15 protein-coding genes and 1 pseudogene are annotated in these 17,826 nt (G+C 68.0%); 8 read left to right on the plus strand and 8 right to left on the minus strand.

Translation table 11 applies throughout. The annotated features are described in order from the left end of the window. Positions 1-178: 178 nt before the first annotated feature. From WBA97_RS05090 to WBA97_RS05105, 4 genes are all read right to left on the minus strand, one after another. Complete coding sequence (locus WBA97_RS05090) at positions 179-1,534, minus strand: helix-turn-helix domain-containing protein (RefSeq protein ID WP_424229507.1); 1,356 nt, start codon at positions 1,532-1,534, stop codon at positions 179-181. Positions 1,535-1,969: 435 nt separating this feature from the next. Next, a complete protein-coding gene (locus WBA97_RS05095) occupies positions 1,970-2,818 on the minus strand; it encodes a hypothetical protein (RefSeq protein WP_424229508.1) in 849 nt (282 codons plus the stop codon). A 1,365-nt stretch (positions 2,819-4,183) separates the two neighbouring features. Next, the gene (locus WBA97_RS05100; protein ID WP_424229509.1) at positions 4,184-5,263 is read right to left on the minus strand and encodes a WD40 repeat domain-containing protein; all 1,080 of its coding nucleotides are present in this window, start codon (positions 5,261-5,263) and stop codon (positions 4,184-4,186) included. A 14-nt stretch (positions 5,264-5,277) separates the two neighbouring features. Next, positions 5,278-7,086, minus strand: coding sequence for a hypothetical protein (locus WBA97_RS05105; RefSeq protein WP_424229510.1), 1,809 nt, complete (start codon positions 7,084-7,086; stop codon positions 5,278-5,280). A 166-nt stretch (positions 7,087-7,252) separates the two neighbouring features. On the opposite strand from WBA97_RS05105, the gene WBA97_RS05110 reads away from it, so the two are divergent. Next, positions 7,253-7,969 (plus strand): NUDIX hydrolase, encoded by a 717-nt coding sequence (locus tag WBA97_RS05110; protein WP_424229511.1) that lies wholly within the window; start codon positions 7,253-7,255, stop codon positions 7,967-7,969. Between the two features lie 540 nt (positions 7,970-8,509). Here the strand turns inward: WBA97_RS05110 and WBA97_RS05115 are convergent. Continuing rightward, the gene (locus WBA97_RS05115; protein WP_424229512.1) at positions 8,510-10,036 is read right to left on the minus strand and encodes a recombinase family protein; all 1,527 of its coding nucleotides are present in this window, start codon (positions 10,034-10,036) and stop codon (positions 8,510-8,512) included. 890 nt (positions 10,037-10,926) lie between these two features. On the opposite strand from WBA97_RS05115, the gene WBA97_RS05120 reads away from it, so the two are divergent. From WBA97_RS05120 to WBA97_RS05130, 3 genes are all read left to right on the plus strand, one after another. Further along, positions 10,927-11,394 (plus strand): hypothetical protein, encoded by a 468-nt coding sequence (locus WBA97_RS05120; protein WP_424229513.1) that lies wholly within the window; start codon positions 10,927-10,929, stop codon positions 11,392-11,394. A gap of 21 nt (positions 11,395-11,415) precedes the next feature. Continuing rightward, positions 11,416-11,748 carry a hypothetical protein gene (locus tag WBA97_RS05125; RefSeq protein WP_424229514.1) on the plus strand — a complete coding sequence of 111 codons (333 nt, stop codon included), beginning with the start codon at positions 11,416-11,418 and terminating at the stop codon, positions 11,746-11,748. Positions 11,749-12,026: 278 nt separating this feature from the next. Further along, positions 12,027-12,689 (plus strand): response regulator, encoded by a 663-nt coding sequence (locus WBA97_RS05130; RefSeq protein ID WP_424229515.1) that lies wholly within the window; start codon positions 12,027-12,029, stop codon positions 12,687-12,689. A gap of 12 nt (positions 12,690-12,701) precedes the next feature. Here WBA97_RS05130 and WBA97_RS05135 read toward each other — a convergent pair whose 3' ends face one another. Continuing rightward, positions 12,702-13,367, minus strand: a complete 666-nt coding sequence (locus WBA97_RS05135) for a response regulator (RefSeq protein WP_424229521.1) — start codon at positions 13,365-13,367, stop codon at positions 12,702-12,704. A gap of 26 nt (positions 13,368-13,393) precedes the next feature. Further along, on the minus strand, positions 13,394-14,581 hold the full coding sequence (locus tag WBA97_RS05140) for a sensor histidine kinase (protein WP_424229516.1): 1,188 nt from the start codon (positions 14,579-14,581) through the stop codon (positions 13,394-13,396). Between the two features lie 139 nt (positions 14,582-14,720). Here WBA97_RS05140 and WBA97_RS05145 point away from each other — a divergent pair, with 139 nt between their 5' ends. Together WBA97_RS05145 and WBA97_RS05150 are read left to right on the plus strand one after the other, a co-directional pair. Beyond that, a complete protein-coding gene (locus WBA97_RS05145) occupies positions 14,721-15,650 on the plus strand; it encodes an ATP-binding cassette domain-containing protein (RefSeq protein WP_424229517.1) in 930 nt (309 codons plus the stop codon). After that, positions 15,647-16,408, plus strand: a complete 762-nt coding sequence (locus WBA97_RS05150; RefSeq protein WP_424229518.1) for an ABC transporter permease — start codon at positions 15,647-15,649, stop codon at positions 16,406-16,408. Before WBA97_RS05145 ends, WBA97_RS05150 begins: the two co-directional genes overlap by 4 nt. 3 nt (positions 16,409-16,411) lie before the next feature. On the opposite strand, the gene WBA97_RS05155 is transcribed toward WBA97_RS05150, so the two are convergent. Then, entirely contained in the window at positions 16,412-17,179 is a 768-nt protein-coding gene (locus tag WBA97_RS05155) for a hypothetical protein (RefSeq protein ID WP_424229519.1), read from the minus strand. A 224-nt stretch (positions 17,180-17,403) separates the two neighbouring features. On the opposite strand from WBA97_RS05155, the gene WBA97_RS05160 reads away from it, so the two are divergent. Together WBA97_RS05160 and WBA97_RS05165 are read left to right on the plus strand one after the other, a co-directional pair. Further along, positions 17,404-17,532: a lasso RiPP family leader peptide-containing protein gene (locus tag WBA97_RS05160; protein ID WP_424229520.1), complete on the plus strand. Its 129-nt coding sequence runs from the start codon at positions 17,404-17,406 to the stop codon at positions 17,530-17,532. A 96-nt stretch (positions 17,533-17,628) separates the two neighbouring features. Then, positions 17,629-17,826, plus strand: a pseudogene (locus WBA97_RS05165) (asparagine synthase); the annotation flags it as partial.

The raw sequence follows: 17,826 nt of genomic DNA on the forward strand, positions 1-17,826 counted from the left end.
CGCGAGCACCCGCTCAAGCAACGCCTCAGCCGACCCCGGAACCGACACCCCAAGATCATCCCAGCCACGCCTCACACCACAGCAACCAGGTCACCACACAGGTGAATAGCTACATCGGCGGCCACCCGTTGACTAGGCTCACTCATCGCGAACTCGTCCACGACTGGCGGGATCACTGTCACTCAACATCATTCACGTTGGGTTCTTTCGGCACGTCGACCGACTCCACGTTGACGGTCGACGACACGACGGTCAGCGCAAACCCTCCGGCGATAAGACCACGAGCGTTGCGGGCGGTCGATTTCCACGTGCAGTCGAGGGTGGTGCCCTCGGCTGCGTCGATGAGGAGACGCACGCGGGGAAGCTCGGCCCGCTGGCGGGGCCGCAGGTCGATGTCCGAGAAGACGACGGTGACAGATCCGCTGTCCCTGGCCTCGTACGATGGTCCGCGGTATGGGTCTGGTGACGCCAGATTCGTGATCGACTGAGGCACGTAGTAGCCCTCGGCCATTCCCGGGAACAGGGGCCGGGGGGTGCCCAGCACGTTCGGGCGCGTCGGTAACACGGGCTTGTTCCCGTATGAGACATCCTCGAAGTCACGTGGCCACGTGGCGACGTCGCCCGGGATGTGCACCTCCAACTCGACGTCGTTGAAGTTGCTGTCCGTCCGGTTCACGACCGCGAGTTGGAGGCTCAAGGGCCAGTGCCGCCACATGCGCCACACCCGCAGCTTGAACGTGGCTTCGAGGTACTCATCGCAGTACGCGTCGATCTCGCGGCGGTAGTCGTCCTCGTCGCGGTTGTCGGCGGTGCGCCCGAGACCGAACCCGGCGTTCACCGCTCCTCCGAGACCAAACGGGTCCGGTTTGTCGTCGATTCGGGGCCTGGCGAGGATGGCTTTCCTCTCGACGGCGACCACTTCGTCTGCGTCGGGCCACTCCGGCTGCTGCTCGATGACCGGGATGATCGTGTCGATGACGAGGTCGAGACCGTCCTCACCGTCGCGGACCCGCCCGACGAGCTGGTCGATCTCGAAGTCGTCCGCGGGATCGGTCGATCCCGGGTGCCGCACGAGCACCCGGCCCTTCGGGTGCACGTCAAGCTGGTTGCGGACCGGATGGATCCCGTCCCCGGGCTGGGGCGGATCGACGATCACCACGAGCACGTGCTTGCCATCGACGGTCACGTACTCGCCCCGCCAGCTGACCGCGGGGCCGACGTAGCGCTGCACCTGGGGCCGGAGGTTCGCCGGGTCGACAGGTGTGACGCCCACGAGGTTGTCCGGTTCCGCCCCGACGATCAGGTACGCATACCCCTCGGCGTGCAGCATGGCGGTGGCCACGAGCCGGTTCGCGAAGCCCAGCACATGCTTCGCGATGTGGCACACCGCCGTCCGCTCGGCCAGGTCGAGCGTCGACTTCCATTCGATCCACGTGCTCTCGTTATTCGGGCCGGTCCGCAGCACGGCCTCGACCAGTTCGACGAGCTCACTCGGAAACCGGTAGACCCGGCCAGAGTCGATAGGGGCGATCACGTCCCGATGATCTCACGAGTCTGATCGCTGCCAGTAACCGTTTCGCCGGCCTCAGACTCGCCGAACGACGCGCCACGTCGGGCTCGATTGACGATCCAGGCTCGGCGACCACCACGATACGGTTGGACGTCTGCTGCGACCAAGAGCAACTGGGGTGGTGCTGGATGACCGTGGTGAGGGACCGGATGCGGTCAATGACAGGATGGTGTTGGAGAGGAGCTCTTCCCAGGTCGGGAGCGTTTGATGACTTCTTCGGGGACGAACAGGTAGCGCCAATCACCGAACTCGGCGTGGTCGCGCACAGCTGTAGCCCACTCGTCGGCGGCTTTGTCAAGCCGGACGGTGGTCGATCAACTCGTTCACTGCCAGGAGCTTTAGTGTGCTTGTCTACGCTCGCGAAGCCGGTGTCCGGCCGCGCTGCAGACCGCGCTGAGGTCACAGCATGGATGGCCCGGAGGGTGGCGGCAGGTCGCCAGGCCCGGGTGGGTCGTCGGGTTCGGGCGGCTCCGGCAGCGGCCCAAACGTGTCGAGGATGTCCGTGGTGATTTCCCTGATCGGCTGGTCGAAGACCCAGGTGGCCGCGAGATCGCGCATGCAAGCGCACTGGTGCAGCGTCCCATCGTAGGCGCTACAGACAGCCCCGAACACTCGAAGCCCTTGCGCAAGAACGTCGAACGAAGGCACCGTTGCCGAGGTAATCAGCGAGCCGAGTACCTGGGCTGGAAACTCTGGCATACCGGTGATCCCCGTAACGATCCATGCGATGCCACGGCTGATGTGCTGGTGCGTCGACTCAATACCCTTGGCGATGGCGCTGATCACCGTCGATGCTTCGGTAGCCGGCACGCGGTCCATGTAGTTACGTGCGCGATCGGCGACCCACGAAGCGACCGCGGCGGCAATGGCCGCATGCAGTCCCTCGTTGAGCAAGTCACGCGTGAAGTTCGCGCTCCCTGCAGTGTCTGGCGCGACCCGTAGTTCCACATGGGGCGGCACCGGTTCAGGACTGGGCACCTCCTCCGCGTCGCCTCGTCGCGTCACATCCGCGATGACCTCTATCAGCAACCCTGCCGATACAGCGGTACACGCGGGGCATGCTGGGCCAATCCGCGTCGCCATACCATAGAACGTGCCGTCGGGCCACGTACTCAGGACTAAGAACGAGCGGCAATCCGCACATCGGAACAGGTGAGTGATCGGTTCCTCGCCGAGGTGGCGCGGCAGGCTTCCGGGTCGATCACCATCTTCGTCCTCGAAGTCAAACGACGAAAAGACTCCAGCCATGCCTCCACGTTACGTACACAGGTGGCCGGGCGGTGCTGTCGGCTGACGAGTGGCCGTACCGGTCATCCCAGAAACCTCATGCCCACTGTGCCGGCAGTTATGCAGCGGGTGGCCGACTGTTATGCAGGTCGGTACGGTGCCCGGCGATGCGTAGAATGATCTCGTTGCCCGGCCCAATGCCGCTGTCGTCCCGCGAGAGCAGCGCGAGATCGCTCGGGTGATGGGAACCGCAGGTCTCTCCGACACTGAACTCGTCAGTCGATTGGCGAGCGGGTCACGGAGCTCGGGCTCCAGCTACCTGTGCACCCGACCTAGCCAGTCGATCAAGCCCTGAAGAGATCGTTCCGCTCCTGCATCCAGATCGACCCGAACGGCAGGCCGAAGTTGTCCAGCCCGCTGGACAACGAGATCACACCGCGTACCCGGACCTGGACCGCGTCATGACCCACGCACTGGCCGGCCGGTCCGCAGTGCTGGACGGCGAGCTGGTGGTGCTAGTGGGCTCGGTCGGCAGGCCCGACTTCCACGGCCGCCGACGCCGTCACACCGCACAAAGACTCGTCTCACCCAACTGTCCTGGCCGGCGCACTGCCGACCGCGTCCGCCTTGGACTGGTCCCAGCGGTCGCCGAACCGGAGACCCGCGAGCCGCTGCACCCATGATGTACGTAGCCCGCTCGGCAACGGGCCAGTCGGTCGTCGTCCACTGCTCCGCTCCGCACCCCTCTGCCGCGCTGATCCGCGAAGCGGATATCGACGCGATCCCCTTGGACGCCACGCTGCTCGACGGCATCCCCTTGGTCCTTCGCCGACCAGCGTTGGTGGGCAGCAGCAGTGGGCGGATTCACTTTCTGTGTCGGGTTCGGAGGACGGTTTGGAGTACGCGGTGGGCGTGATTGCGGGTGATGGTGTGTCGTCGGAAGGTAGCGGCGAGGGAGATCGTGGTGATGGATACGGTGAACAGCAGGGTGCTGAGGGCGGTAACGATGGCGGCGATTTCCACGGCGTGGGCTCCCGGTCAGTGAGTCTGTGATTGGGACTCGTAGCCTGGCCGGTCGTGGGGTTGTCGGGCATGTGGCGACAATGGCGATAACCGAGATTGGCGACAGGGCGACTACTCACCCGGACGCACCGTGATGGGAAGGAACTGTGACGCAACCTGCAGCGGACCGCACATCGAAGGACACATCCGGGGCGCTCCTTGCCCACCTCGGCACGGAGACCCATCCGGCGTTCGGCGCCGCAGGATCAACCGGTCCGAATGCGATGGCTACTCGCAGACTGCATCGGCCGATTGTCTGGCATAAGTGGTAACGACACTCAAAGCATCAGCCGATGCAACGATGCATCGGCCCGTGACCTCAGTTCAGGGCAGCCGCCACAGCTTGATCCCGTCGTCGGTGTAGGTGGCGAGGGTGACGCTGTCCGGGCTGAACGCGATGCGTGGCGTGTCGACGTAGTTCGGCATCGTCGTGACCGTCCGCCAGGTGGTGGTGTCCCACAGCCGGATCGTTCCGTCCTCGGCGGCGCTGGCGAGCAGCTTCTCCTCCGGCGCGAACGCCACCGCGCCCACCGGGCCGCCGTGACCGGTGAGCGTGGTGACGACGTCACCGGACGGCAGCGCGCGGATCTGGATCTCGCCGTTGCCCTGACCGATGGCGACCATGGTGCCCGCCGGGTCGATCGCGACCGAATTGGCGTAGTCCTCGGTCTCCATGGTGGTGACCGGTGTCCACGTCGCACTGTCCCAGTAGGTCAGCACCGAGGACGAGTATGAGCTGGTGAGGAAGTGCCCGTCCGGTGCGGCCAGGACACTGCCGTCCTGGTTGGGGGCGATGGGGTGCTCACCTGCCGGCGCGCCGGTGGCGGCGTCCCACAGCTGGAAGGCGGTCTCGGTCTTGGTGACGACCAGCTTGCTGTCCAGCGTGAACGCCCCGCCCCCGCTGACGTCGGGCAAGGGGAACTCGCCCGCCGACACGGATTCCGGGTCGCGGAGCAGCACTGTGCCGTCCCCGCCGTTGTCCACCACGATGCTGCGCCCGTCGGGGCTGATCGTCATGCCGAGCACGGACGTGTCGAACCCGATCGTCTTCGCCACCTTGTTCTTCTCGATGTTGATCAGGTGCAGCGATGGCGGCTGGTAGGTGGTGGCCACCAGGTACGTGCCGTCGGCGCTGTAGGCCAGCCCGGTTGGGCTGCCCTCGGCGGGAATCGTGGCCGTTGCCTGGGGTTCGACCGTGCCCACGTCACCGCGTCGCGGGACCGCGGCCCCGCCGACCGTCGTGTCGCCGCCGACCAGCCCGTAGCCACTCGCGCCGAGCACCGCGACCAGCGCGGCCGCGATCACCGCGTACGGCGTGCGGTTGGCTTTCGCGTGGTTGACGACGCGCTGCCGGATCGTGACCGACTTGCCCCGCACGGAACCGATGTAAGCGCCGGAGTTCACGGACGTGCCCCTTCTCATCGGACGAGCAACCGGTCGGCGGGCGCCTCGATGTTCCCCGACTGGCCCCAGCACTCGGCCCGCCCGTCCTCCCGCAGCGCACAGGAGTACTCGCCGCCCGTGTTCAGGCCGAGGACCGCGAACGTGCCCTCCGGCGAGGTGGTCGCGCCCCTGTCTCTCCTGCCCCAGCAGGCGATCGTGTCGTCGGTGCGCAGCCCGCACGAGTGCTCCTCGCCCGCGGACACGGCGCGGAACGTGCCCTTCGGCGCGACCATCTGTCCCCGGTCGTTGCGGCCCCAGCACGTCACGGTGTCGTCGGTGCGCAGGCCGCAGGCGTGGTAGCCGCCGACGGAGACCGTACGAAAGGTGCCGGACGGTGGCGTCAGGTCGTCGTCTCCCCAGCAGTAGACGGTCGCGTCGGTGCGGATGCCGCACACGGCGTCGTACATGGACGCGGTGACCATGGAGAACGTCCCGGCCGGGTCGGTGCCGTCGTCGCCGTGGACCTTCTTGTCCTCGTCCCAGCACGTCACCTTGCCGTCGCGGAGGACGCCGCAGCCCGCGGCGACGGCCGTGAACCGGGCTCCGGGATCGGGTTGCGGTATCTCCTTCTCCGCGCGTGGTGTCGGGCTCGGCCCGGTCGTCGTGTGCGCACCGTCACTGTCCCAGCACGTCGCGGTGCCGTCCTCGCGCAGGCCGCAGGCAATCCCGTTGCGCGTGGCGACCGAGGTGAACCGGCCCTCCGGTCTGAGGTACTCGGCCGACTGGCCCCAGCAGATCGCGGTGTGGTCGGTACGCAGCCCGCACGCGGACTTGTCGCTGACCGACAGGAGACCAACGGTGCCGGCGGCTGTGGTGGACGACGAGTCCTGGTCGTCCACCGCGCTTGGGCTGAATAGGCCCCACGTGCCCCAGCCGAGCAGGGCGATCACGACCGCGAAGACGATGATCGCGGGCACGGGATTGCTCCGCACCCCGTTGATCACCCGCTGGGTGATCTTCACCTTGCCGCCCTCGCCGGTGTCCACCATCCCGATGTAGGCGCCGGAGTTGTCGACGATCGGCCCCTGCCCCTGCCGCGGCGCCGCCTGACGGTACACGGCCGCGACCAGTCCGGCAGCGAACGCGGCGGCGTTGGCGGCTGCGGTGGGCGGCCAGCCCGCAGCATCTTCGGCGAACTTGCCCTCGCCACCACCCGCCCGGTCGCCGATGCCGCGGATCGCGACGACCGGGGTGGACTCGGACAGGTGCGCGGCCAGCGCCACACCGGAGCTCTCGGTCTCCACCGCCACAGCGTCGTTGTAATGCAGGCGCAGGCGGTCGCTCTCCGGTGCCGTGACCGAGTTGAGCACGACGTCACCGGCGGCGACCGGTTCGAAGTGGATGGAAGCGGCGGCCTTCTTCTTCGCACCCGGCCACGCCTTGCTCCGATGGACCAGCCTGGCCAGTTCAAGCAGCCGGTGGTTGGTGTCCCACGCCCTCGGCCGAGCCTGGAACCGATCCTGGTCGATGCGCCCACCCTGATAGGCGTAGATCCGGTTGGCCACGACCACGTCACCGAGCGCAAGCCAGTCCCGCATGCCGCCCGCGATGCCGACGAACAACACCGCAGCGGGGGCAAACTCGGCGATCACCCGTTCGGTGAGCGCCGCGGCGTTCGCGGTACCCATGCCGATGGCGGCCAGCACGACCTGCGCCTGTGGCTCGTCCTCCAGGTGTCCGATCTCGACATAGGTGCCGGCGGGCAGCTGGTGCCACCGCAGGTTCCTCAGGTGCTTCTTCACCGCCAGGTACTCGACCTCGAGTGCGGTCAGGATCACGATCATCGCGGCTCTCCCATCCGGCGTCGTGCCCCGCACGCTAGCCAGCCAACCCTTTTTGCGTCAATATGACATGAAGTCTCCCGACCGCGACTTCGCACTATGTCGGGACCTACATCGCCGGAGAGTGACAAAGCGTTGCCGTCGAACGGACATGAAATATGCTGCGGTTGTGACACAGAACGACGACGGCTGGACCATCCCGCTGGTCGCGATCGCGGTCGACCTCGTCATACTGACCATCAGGTCGGCGGCGTTACAGGTGCTGCTCGTCGAACGCGGGGAGGAGCCGTACGAGGGGAAACCGGCACTGCCCGGCGGCTTTCTCGCGACCGAGTCCGAGGACCTCGACACCGCGGCGGCGCGGGAGCTCGCCGAGGAGACCGGGCTGCGCGCCGAGCGGTTGCACCTGGAACAGCTGCGGACCTACGGCACGCCCAACCGCGACCCGCGCGGCCGCGTGGTCTCCGTCAGCTACCTGGCCATCGTGCCGGACCTGCCGGAACCGGAGGCGGGCGGCGACGCGAGCGACGCAAACTGGGTGCCGGTCAAACAGGTGCTCCGCCGCCGGGCCGGGCTCGCGTTCGACCACGACCGCATCCTCACCGACGGCCTCGAACACGCGCGGCGAAAGCTGGAGCACACCACGCTGGCCACGGCGTTCTGCCCGCCGCAGTTCACGGTGACCGAGCTGCGGAACGTGTACGAGATCGTGTGGGGTGAGCGGCTCGACCACCGCAACTTCCACCGGAAGGTCACCGGCACGAGGGACTTCCTGGTCCCCACCGGCACACAGACAAAACAGCACGGTGGCAGACCCGCGGCGTTGTTCCGCCGGGGCACCGCCACGACGCTGTACCCGCCGATCCTGCGGGGCTCGTCGACCTGACGAACCTCGGTTGGTGACCCCAGCGCTCGCCAACTGCCTGGTCGACCACGCCGCAGCCCGCGGCGCGATTCTCCCCGCCGACCCGCTGCTGCGTTACCGCGACGGGCACCCACTCACCAGCCGACGCTACGACGGCCTCTGGAACGACTCCCTGGATCGCCACCCAAGGCATCCCCACCCACTGGCTACGCCACACCACCCTCACCTGCGCAGAACGACACTTCGGCCACCGGGTCGCCCGCGCCTACGCCGAACCCAACGACAACACCGACCAGCAACCACCACCAACGTCAAAGCCAACCTCCACGAAGTCGCCAACGCCCTGGCCGCCATGACCGGCCAACCCCACCCACTGGCACTACCATGAACACCACGCCACCCAGCCCTCGCCTCGACACAGATCCGGCTCGAAGGCACGGCCAGCGGCACCTCGCTGGTACCCTGGAGCCATGAGCAACCTCCCGGAATCCGGGAGATTGCCCTCGAACAGGTGTTCTAATCCTCGGACACTCTCTTACCCCACGGTCGATCTTGATTCCGTTAGGGTCTGTCCATGGAATCTGAGGGTAGTACATTCTCCTTCCCTCGCGCGGCGTTTGCAGGCATGAGATTTCGATTGTCGTTCTCCTGGTGACGCGAGACCCAGTCAAGGTTCAATGCCGTTTGCCCGTGCGGATCCGATGCGGACTGCCTGTCCAGCGGCTCCTCATGTTTGAGGATTGGGCCTTCTCGATTGCAGACGATCTGGAGTCGTTCACGTCGAAGGCCATCTACTAGGTCTCGCTGGCGGAGCTGGTCGGGTCGATCGAAGCGGAAACCCGCGTCGACCAACAGCTTCGGCACGAGCCCGAGGAGGTGGTCCTCGCGGAAGTAGAGGTTGCGGGTCGTACCGCCGGGACGAGGTGTGCCGCTGGTGTATCCATGCCGGCATCGGTAGCCAGCACGTCCGTGTACCCAGTGCCCGTCCATCCGGCGGCCACAGACCGCGCACACGACGAGCCCAGCGAGCATGTACTCGCGAGTCTCGCCGTCCTTGGTCTGCCTGCCCGCACGGATCCCCTGCACGGCGACGAACGTGGCGTCGTCGACCAACGGTTGGTGTGTCAGGGCTTGAGACACCTCCCACTCCCCCGCCGAATTCCGCCGAACGGCTCCTGAGCCGCGTCCACTTCGCCGACCACCGCCACCGTGGCCCACAGTGCTCTGGCGGTTCCACACCTGCCGCCCGGTGTAACGCGGGTTCTCCAGGATCATGGCCACCGTCCGCACAATCCACCGCTCCCCCGCCCGGTGACTGTTGCGGCCAGGGTCCGCGCTCGACGGGCACGACACACCACGCTCATTCAACTCACGTGCCAGCGACGCCACACTGCGACCCGCGGCCCGTTGAAGGAATATCCATTCCACCCACGGCGCCGTCTCAGGATCAGGCTCCAGCACATGCAGCCGCCGACCCCACCGCGCATGCACCGAGTTCGGGTGCGGACCACCATCCGCCAACCGGTACCCATACGGCGGACGACCACCCAGAAAGCGGCCCTGCACCCGAACCTGCACCCGCATCGCCGCCAACACCCGATGCCGAGCACGCACCACCTCACGCTGCGCCTGAGCACCCAACAACACCATCAACGCCTCGTGCACCGGAGAGCCCAGCTCGACCCGACCGCCTGCCTCCGGCAACCACACCTGCACCCCCGCGGCAGCCAACCGCTCGACCACCACCCGGAACTGATCACCGTAGAACGCCCGCTCGTACTCCCCCACCACGACCGCATCGAACTCACGCTCAGGGAGCTCCGCCTCGGCCAGCAACGCCGAAGCCGCAGGACGGTCACCCCATGACCACCGCCGCGAGCAGCCCTCATCGAAGAACTCGGCCACCACCCGACCGACACCGCCGACCAGCTCATCAGCAACCGCGCGCTGCCACGCTCGCGAGGTCACGGAATCCTGAAACTCGCTGGTCGACATCCGCCCGTAGAACGCGAACCGCAACCCATCGGAAGCGATGGTCGACCGCTGGCGTCGACGGCGATATGCGATGGCACTCCGGAACGTGTCCACGGACAGCGCTGGCATCCTGGCCCCCAATCGTGTGCTCGTCGCCGAGACCAACACGGGCCATCACCGTGACGCAACGAGCGTCCTCGCCACCCGAACAGACCAATCTCCTATACCGGCCTCGGGCCGTCATCGACCGTGGGCCATCTGGCGCAGCCCGAGCGGTGCTGAAGGTACGTCGGTCACGCACGCACCCCTGTCCCGCCACACACGAACTCGGGCCTGGCCCCTCGACCCGTTCACTCGTGGTGTTCTCGGAAGGCGTGGCCAGCGCCGATGAGCCGGTGAGGTCCGCCTTTGTCCTTCGATGGCGGTTGGTCCGGCTACACCGGCCGGGCTCGATGCCGACCCCGCCACGACCGGTGAGCGGCACCGTCCTCGGCGCATTCCGCAGCGCCGGTCGGGGTGTGTAGCCAGGCCGGCATCCAGGGGCCCTGTCGTGGGTCGGTGTTGCGGCGGGTCAGCTCTGCGCAGCTGCGACAGAGCTTCAATACACCAAGCAAGTCGAAACGCCGACGGCAGGACAACGGCGCGACCCGAGCCGACGGCTGGTCAGTCCCTCTGCCGGAGCACCCAACACCGTGTCCGGGCGACCACCGGCCACTGCAGTTCGCGCTGGTCGCAGGCTCAGGATGTGTTGGCTGCTATGCGGTCCCAGCCGGGTGCGGTGGTCCGGATGCTTCACCTGGGTCCCAGGACCGCACCTGCGAGCGGGTCAGCCTCCCAGGGTGGCTGCCTCTACCACCGCGGTCTCCGTATGCTCCCCTCTCGTTCAACCCCCGAGCGATACCCGCTACGCTGCGCCCGGCGAGACGTTGAGAGAACATCTATCTCACATGAGGCGCTGTTCCCGGATCAGGGTCGAGTCGCTGTATTCGTCGCCCCCACTGCGCGTGGGCACGGTTGGGGTGCGGGCCAGCATCGACCAGCCGATAGCCGTACGGCGGCCGACCACCCAAATACCGACCCTGCTCGCGCACTTGAGCCCGCATCGCCCGGTGACGGGATCGCAACACCTCACGCCGCGACTGGGCGCCGAGCAGGCGCATCAACGCCTGATGCGTCACGTCGTCCATATCGAGCCGGCCGTCGACCTCTGGAAGCCAGAGTTGCACGCCAAACCGGTCGAACACCGGCATCAATTGCTGCAGCTGATCACCGTAGAATGCTCGCTCGAACTCCCCCACGACGATCGCGTCGAACCCACGGTCCGGATCCGCCACCGCATGGAGCAACGCCGCAGCCTCAGGATCCTCACCGAGCACGCCCGCAGCACCAAGCACGCCCGCAGCAGCGAGGGCGCCTGCACGTTCGTGCCCCCAGACGAAGGCGCCCTGGCCGGTCGCGAACGCCAGATCTGAGGATTGCGGCAGAATCACGCCATGACCGAACTCGCGTACATGGTCGGGGAAGATTGGAGACAGGACGGCACGGCGATGCTGCAACAGAGCGCCGTGATCCGAGACTGGCTTGGAAGCCCTCCGTACGTCTTCGCCACGACCGATCGAAAGAAGTACGAGTCTGACCACAGCGCTGACCGCGAGTTCATGACGTACGTCGCCCCCGATGCAAACGAACGGCACGTCATCGACCTCTCGTCGGTTCGGAGTTGTACATCTCGCCATAATGCCGCGATATCTCCGACGAGGGATGGGACCCGCGAGCACCCAGGTTGGGCACGGAATCCGCTGCCGACATTTCCGACAAGCCAGTGAAATACCGCCGGAATTACTCCCTATTTACCCTCTCCTCGTGCGTGCGACCAGCAACGGCCATCGGGGCCGGACGGCGGCGTCCGAGGCCAGCGTGGCCGTGGTTGGCCGGTCGTTGACCTCGGCCCGCGTGGCTCGTTACAGTGAATACCTGGGGAAGACAGACTGCACGATTCTGGGGGAAGAATGACTGCAGCGTGGGGTGTGCGTGGCCGTGTGAGATTGCGGATTGCCAGACCGGGAGCTACCAGGACATCGGTGATTTGCCTGTCCGATCCGTCATGACCATCCGGCTGTTCCTCGTTGACGAGTTCCCGTTGTACCGGTCCGGGGTGCGCGCCGCCGTCGAAACGGACAGTGAGGTCCAGGTGGTCGGCGAGGCCTCCACCGGTGACGAGGCCATCCAGGTCCTGCGCGACGGCACGGTCGAGACCGACGTCGTGCTGATGGAGGTGGACCTGCCCGACGTCTCCGGCATCGAGGCCGCGCGGACGATTGTGGCGGACAGTGAAGCGCGGCGTACACCGCCACCACGGGTGCTGATGGTCTCCGCCTCCGACGCCGGGCACGCGGTGGTGGCGGCGATGCGTGCGGGTACGAGCGGCTACCTGGCGAAAGGGGCGTCGCAGAAGGAGTTGCTGCGGGCCGTCCGGGTCGCAGCAACCGGTGGTGCGGTGTTCAGCCCCGCGGTGGCCAGGCGGCTGGGCGAATACTTCTCGGTGGTCCACAGCTACCCCAGCCACGCGGCGTTTCCCACGCTCACCGACCGGGAACGGCAGGTGCTCGACCTGATCGCCCGCGGCTGTGACAACCGGCGGATCGCCCGGCAGCTGGTGCTCTCGGAGAAGACCATCCGCAACCACGTCACGCACCTGTTCGGGAAGCTGCAGGTGAAAGACAGGGCGTCGGCCGCCGTCCGGGCGCGAGAGGCGGGGATGGGTTAGCCGCACCGGCGATCATCCCGAGGAGACGGCGACGAGGCCGCTCTCGTAGGCAACGATCACCAGCTGGGCCCGGTCCCGCGCGCGCAGCTTCTCGCGCAGATGGCCGATGTGCGTGCGGACCGTGGCCGGGCTGATCCGGAGCCGTTCGGTGATCTCGGTGTTGGACAACCCTTTCCCGACGAGGGTGAGCACCTCGCGTTCGCGTGCCGTCACGCCCTCGAGCTCGCGGGTGGCGGGCCGGGGCACCGCGGGTCGCGTGACGAACTCGGCGATGAGCCTGCGGGTGATCGACGGCGAGAGGAGGCTGTCGCCACCCGCGATCGCCCGGATCGCGGCCAGCAGCTCCTGCGGCGGCGTGTCCTTGAGCAGGAACCCGCTGGCTCCCGCCCGCAGCGCGGCGTAGACGTACGAGTCCAGGTCGAACATGGTGAGCATCAGAATCCGTGTGCCGCTCACGTCGGGCGCGGCGCAGATCCGCCTGGTGGCCTCGATTCCGTCCATGTCGGGCATGCGCACGTCCATGAGCACCACGTCGGGCCGGTCGCGTTCGACGGCCGCGACGGCCTCGGCACCGGTGCTCGCCTCGCCGACAACGGTGAACCCCGGCGCGGTGTCCACGAGCACGCGGAAACTCCCGCGCAGCAACGCCTGGTCGTCGGCGACCAGCACGCGGATCAGGTCGCCGTCATGCCGGGGCGCCTCGCTCACCCGGACACCCGCACCGGCTGGTAGGGCAGGCAGGCCGACACAGCGAACCCCCCGTCCGGCCGGGGCCCCGCGGCGAACACCCCGCCGAACATGGCGACCCGCTCGCGCATCCCGACCAGCCCGTGGCCGCCGGACTCCCCCGCCGCGCCGCCGCGTGTGCTCGCGCCGGCCCCGTCGTCGACCACGTCGATCCGCACCTCCCGGTCCGTCGCCTCGACCGACACCCGGCACCGCGCGGGTCCCGCGTGCTTCGCCACGTTGGTCAGCGCCTCCTGCACGATTCGGTACACCGACACGCCCACGCCGTCCGGCAGCCGTTCCGCACCGCGCACCGACAGGTCGACCTCGACCCCGGCGGCGGTCGCCGTCTCGACCAGCTCCGGCAGGCGTCCGAGGCCCGGCAGAGGCCCTACCTCGTCCGCGCCCGTCTCCGAACGCAGCAGCGCGAGCATGTTCCGCATCTCGGCCAGGGACGTCCGGCTAGTCGCCTCGATCACACGCAGCGCGTCGTGCGCCTCCTGCGGCCGAACCGCCAGCACGTGGTTCGCGACCGAGGCCTTCACGGCGATGAGGCCCATGCCGTGGGTGACGATGTCGTGCAGCTCGCGAGCGATCCGCAGGCGTTCCTCCGCCACGGCCTGCTCGGCGCGCTGCTCGGCACGCTGCCCGGCGTAGGCACGGCGCTCGGCCACCGCCCGGCCGATCGTCCAGGCACCACCCAGCGCGGCCGTGCCGAAGACCACGAGGCCCACGTTGCCCGCGGCCACCGACGGCGGCAGCGCCAGCGCACCGACGAACAGGCAGAACGCGCTGACCACGGCGATCGCCGGTGTCGGCACCCGGAACCACCGCGGTGCGGACACGGCGACCGGGTACAGCGCGTAGGCCGCGGCGAGAAACGGCTCGTCGAGCACGTTCAACGCCGTCGACACGACCGACATGACGAACACGACCGCGAAGACCGGCACCGGCCAGAGCCTGCGCACCGCGACCGGCGCCGCGATGGTCACCGCGATGGCGCTCCGGAGCCACGCGGGCAGCGCAGGCGTGGCTCCCCCCGAGTCGGACAGCGCGAACGCGACCAGGGTCGCGGCGTAGACCGCGGCGACGAGGCAGTCGAGCGCGATCAGCCGACCGCGGCTCAGCTCCCTCGTGAAGAACGACCGCAGGTCGGGATGCGCCACCGGTCAAACGTAGCGCGGGGCGGCGGCACCGGCATCGGACCCGGGTCCGATCATCCCGGTCCGCTACGACTTTGAGCGTATGCCGAAGTTCAGTTCACGGTCCGATGTGCGGCCCCCCGGTTCGCGAGATCGTTGCCGGGTGATCGAACTCAGGAGCCTGACGAAGCGCTACGGAGCGGCGACGGTCGTCGACGGGCTCACCTTCGACGTCGTCCCGGGGCAGGTGACCGGTTTCCTCGGCCCGAACGGCGCTGGCAAGTCCACCACCCTCCGCATGATGATCGGACTGACCCGGCCCACGAGCGGCGAGGTCCTCATCGACGGCAGGCACTACCGCGACCTCACCGATCCGCTGCGCCAGGTCGGCGCACTGCTCGAGGCCAAGGCCGTGCACCCGGGCCGCAGCGCGCACGACCACCTGCTCTGCCTCGCCCAGAGCAACCGGATCCCCCGGCGGCGGGTGGCCGAGGTGCTCGGCATCGTCGGCCTGGAGAGCGTGGCGGGCAAGCGTGCCGGGGAGTTCTCGCTCGGCATGGACCAGCGGCTCGGCATCGCCGCGGCGCTCCTGGGTGATCCGCCCGTCCTGCTCTTCGACGAGCCGGTCAACGGGCTCGACCCCGAGGGCATCCGGTGGATCCGCAACCTCATGCGGGAGTTCGCCGCGCAGGGCCGCACCGTCCTCGTCTCCAGCCATCTGATGGCGGAGATGGCGCTGACCGCGACCCACCTCGTGGTCATCGGCGGCGGCAGGCTGCTCGCCGACACGACGATGGCGGAGTTCACCGCGGGCCACGCCCAGGGCTTCGTGCGGATCGCCACGCCGGAGCCACAGCGGATGCTGGATCTGCTCCGCGGCAACGGCGTCGCCGTCGAGACGGCGGTCGACGGCACCCTGTCCGCCACCGGCGCCGACGCCAGGACCATCAGTGCGCTCGCTGCGAGCAACGGCGTGGCGCTGGACGAGCTCAGCACGCAGGCGGCCTCGCTGGAGGAGGCGTTCATGCGGTTGACCACCGGGGCAGCCGAGTACCGAGGTACGGCCGAGCCGCGGGAGGCGGGGCGGAAATGAACACAGCGGTGCTGCTGAGCGAATGGACCAAGATCAGGACCGTCCGGTCGACGCGGTGGACGCTCGCGATGACCTTCGTGGTCAGCGTGGGCATCAGCGTCGGAATCTCCTACGCCAACCGCGGCGCGTTCTCCCGGATGACCCCGGAACAGATCAGCTCGTTCGACCCGGTCTACAACGGCTTCGCCGGTCTCGCGTTCGGGCAGATCATCCTCCTGGCGTTCGGCGTGCTGGTGGTGAGCGCCGAGTACACCTCGGGGTCGATCCGGTCGTCGCTCGCGGCGGTACCGGATCGTGGCCTGTTCTACAGCGCCAAGCTGCTCGCCACCACCGGGCCTGCACTGCTGATCGCGCACGTGACCGCCTTCGCGGCGTTCTTCGGCGGCCAGGCGGCGCTCGGCGACGGGCACAACGTGTCCATCGCGGATCCCGGCGCGTTGCGGTCGGTACTCGGCGCGGCCGCGTACATGGTGCTGATCTGCGCCTTCTCCCTCGGCGTCGCGACGATGCTGCGTAGTTCGGTACTGTCGCTCGCGATCCTGATCCCGCTGTTCTTCATCGTCTCGCCGATCCTCGGCAACATCGAGGCGCTGAAGCCGGTCGCGCGGTTCCTGCCGGACCAGGCGGGCACGCGGATGTTTCAGGTCCTCCCGGCCGAGGACGTGCTGGGACCGGGGCAGGGGCTCGTCGTGCTGATCGGGTGGACGACACTCGCCCTGCTCGGCGGCTACCTGGTGCTCCGGTCCCGCGACGCCTGACGTTCAGCGTGCGGGGTAAGGGAAAGACTGGAAAGCGCGGTCCATCTCGGCCGGGGTGCGGCACTCCCAGCGGCGGATCATCCGCGCCGCGGTGCGGCGGTCGATCGGCGGGTTGACCCGGTCGGGCGCCGGCTTCATCGTCGACTGGACGTCCCAGCCCAGCCCCACGAGCCGGTCGAGCCGCTGCCAGCGGGCCCGGTCGATGTCCAGCAGGGTCAGCGCCCGGTTCACCGCGTGCCAGAAGTGGTAGGACGTGGTCGTCTTGCCGTCGGCCGACGTGTTGTCCATCGTCATCATGTGGATCTCGTTGGGGTGCGGCATCCTCGGGTCGTAGAGCACGCCGTTTCCCATGTGGACGAAGGCCCACACCAGTGCGCGCTCGTCGTGCGGGTAGTACCGGTCGAACAGCTCGAGCTGCGTGCGGGAGAACACCTCGAACGCGTGCCGCGCGCGAAGTACTCGCGCCAGGTACAGCTCCGGGTACGTGCCCTGCTCACGAGTCTGGATGTAGAGGTCGAGCAGGCTCAGAGGTGAGCCCTGCGCCGCCGCGTCCAGCTCCGCGTAGGCGGCCACGACCTCCTCCGACGGCGTGTAGGCGAACGCCATCTCATAGGCGTACCACAGCTCGTTGGCCCGGCGGTCGCCGCGCATGCCCGGCACGTCGGGAAACTCCGAGGCATGCGCGGCGGGCGCCCACAGGACTCCCGCCCCGACCGCCGCGGTGGCGGCCAGCCCTGATCTCAACACGCGCCGACGACTCAGCTCCGGCATTCTCGCCACTCCCCCAAGGATTTCCGTGCCACATTTCGGCACCGATCGTTTACGCCACTCCCCCCGACTGTCAAGGCAATCCCGGAAGTGGCCGGACCGACACCGCGAACCGGGACATGGTCGGGACCGGAATCCCGCACTCCTGGGACAGGAGGCCGTCTACGTTGGGATTGTTCGACGAGGTGGGCCTCCCACCTCACGTTCACGACAAGATGGGGAAACACATGATGCACGAGGACGTTTACGAGGTGCCCGCGCTGGTCGAGGTCGGCGACTTCACCGAGCTGACCCTCGGTCTTCCGTGGGGTGGCAACATCGACCTTTTCGATGCCAACACCCCCATCTGGGGCTGATCTGAACGCTCGCGCGGGAAATCATCTCGGTGGTTCCCCGCGCGAGCGGCAGCATTGGAAAAGGATTTCGCACCGCAACTTTCCGGAGCAGGGGAAATGCGAATTCTGTTCTTCCCGGACAACGCGGCCAGCGCGGCGCCGCGGGGGAATCCGGGCGGCCGGACCATCGCGCATCCGTCCGGCCGTCCGTGGCTCGTGGGTGAGTGGGCGGACGACGACGTCACGACCGTCGCGGCCGGGAACCGGCGGCTGGTCCTGCTGGGCCGCGCGACCATCGACGCCGTCGCGGCCGAG

Origin of the sequence: Actinophytocola sp. (assembly GCF_049647105.1) — a bacterium.
GTDB lineage: Bacteria > Actinomycetota > Actinomycetes > Mycobacteriales > Pseudonocardiaceae > Actinophytocola.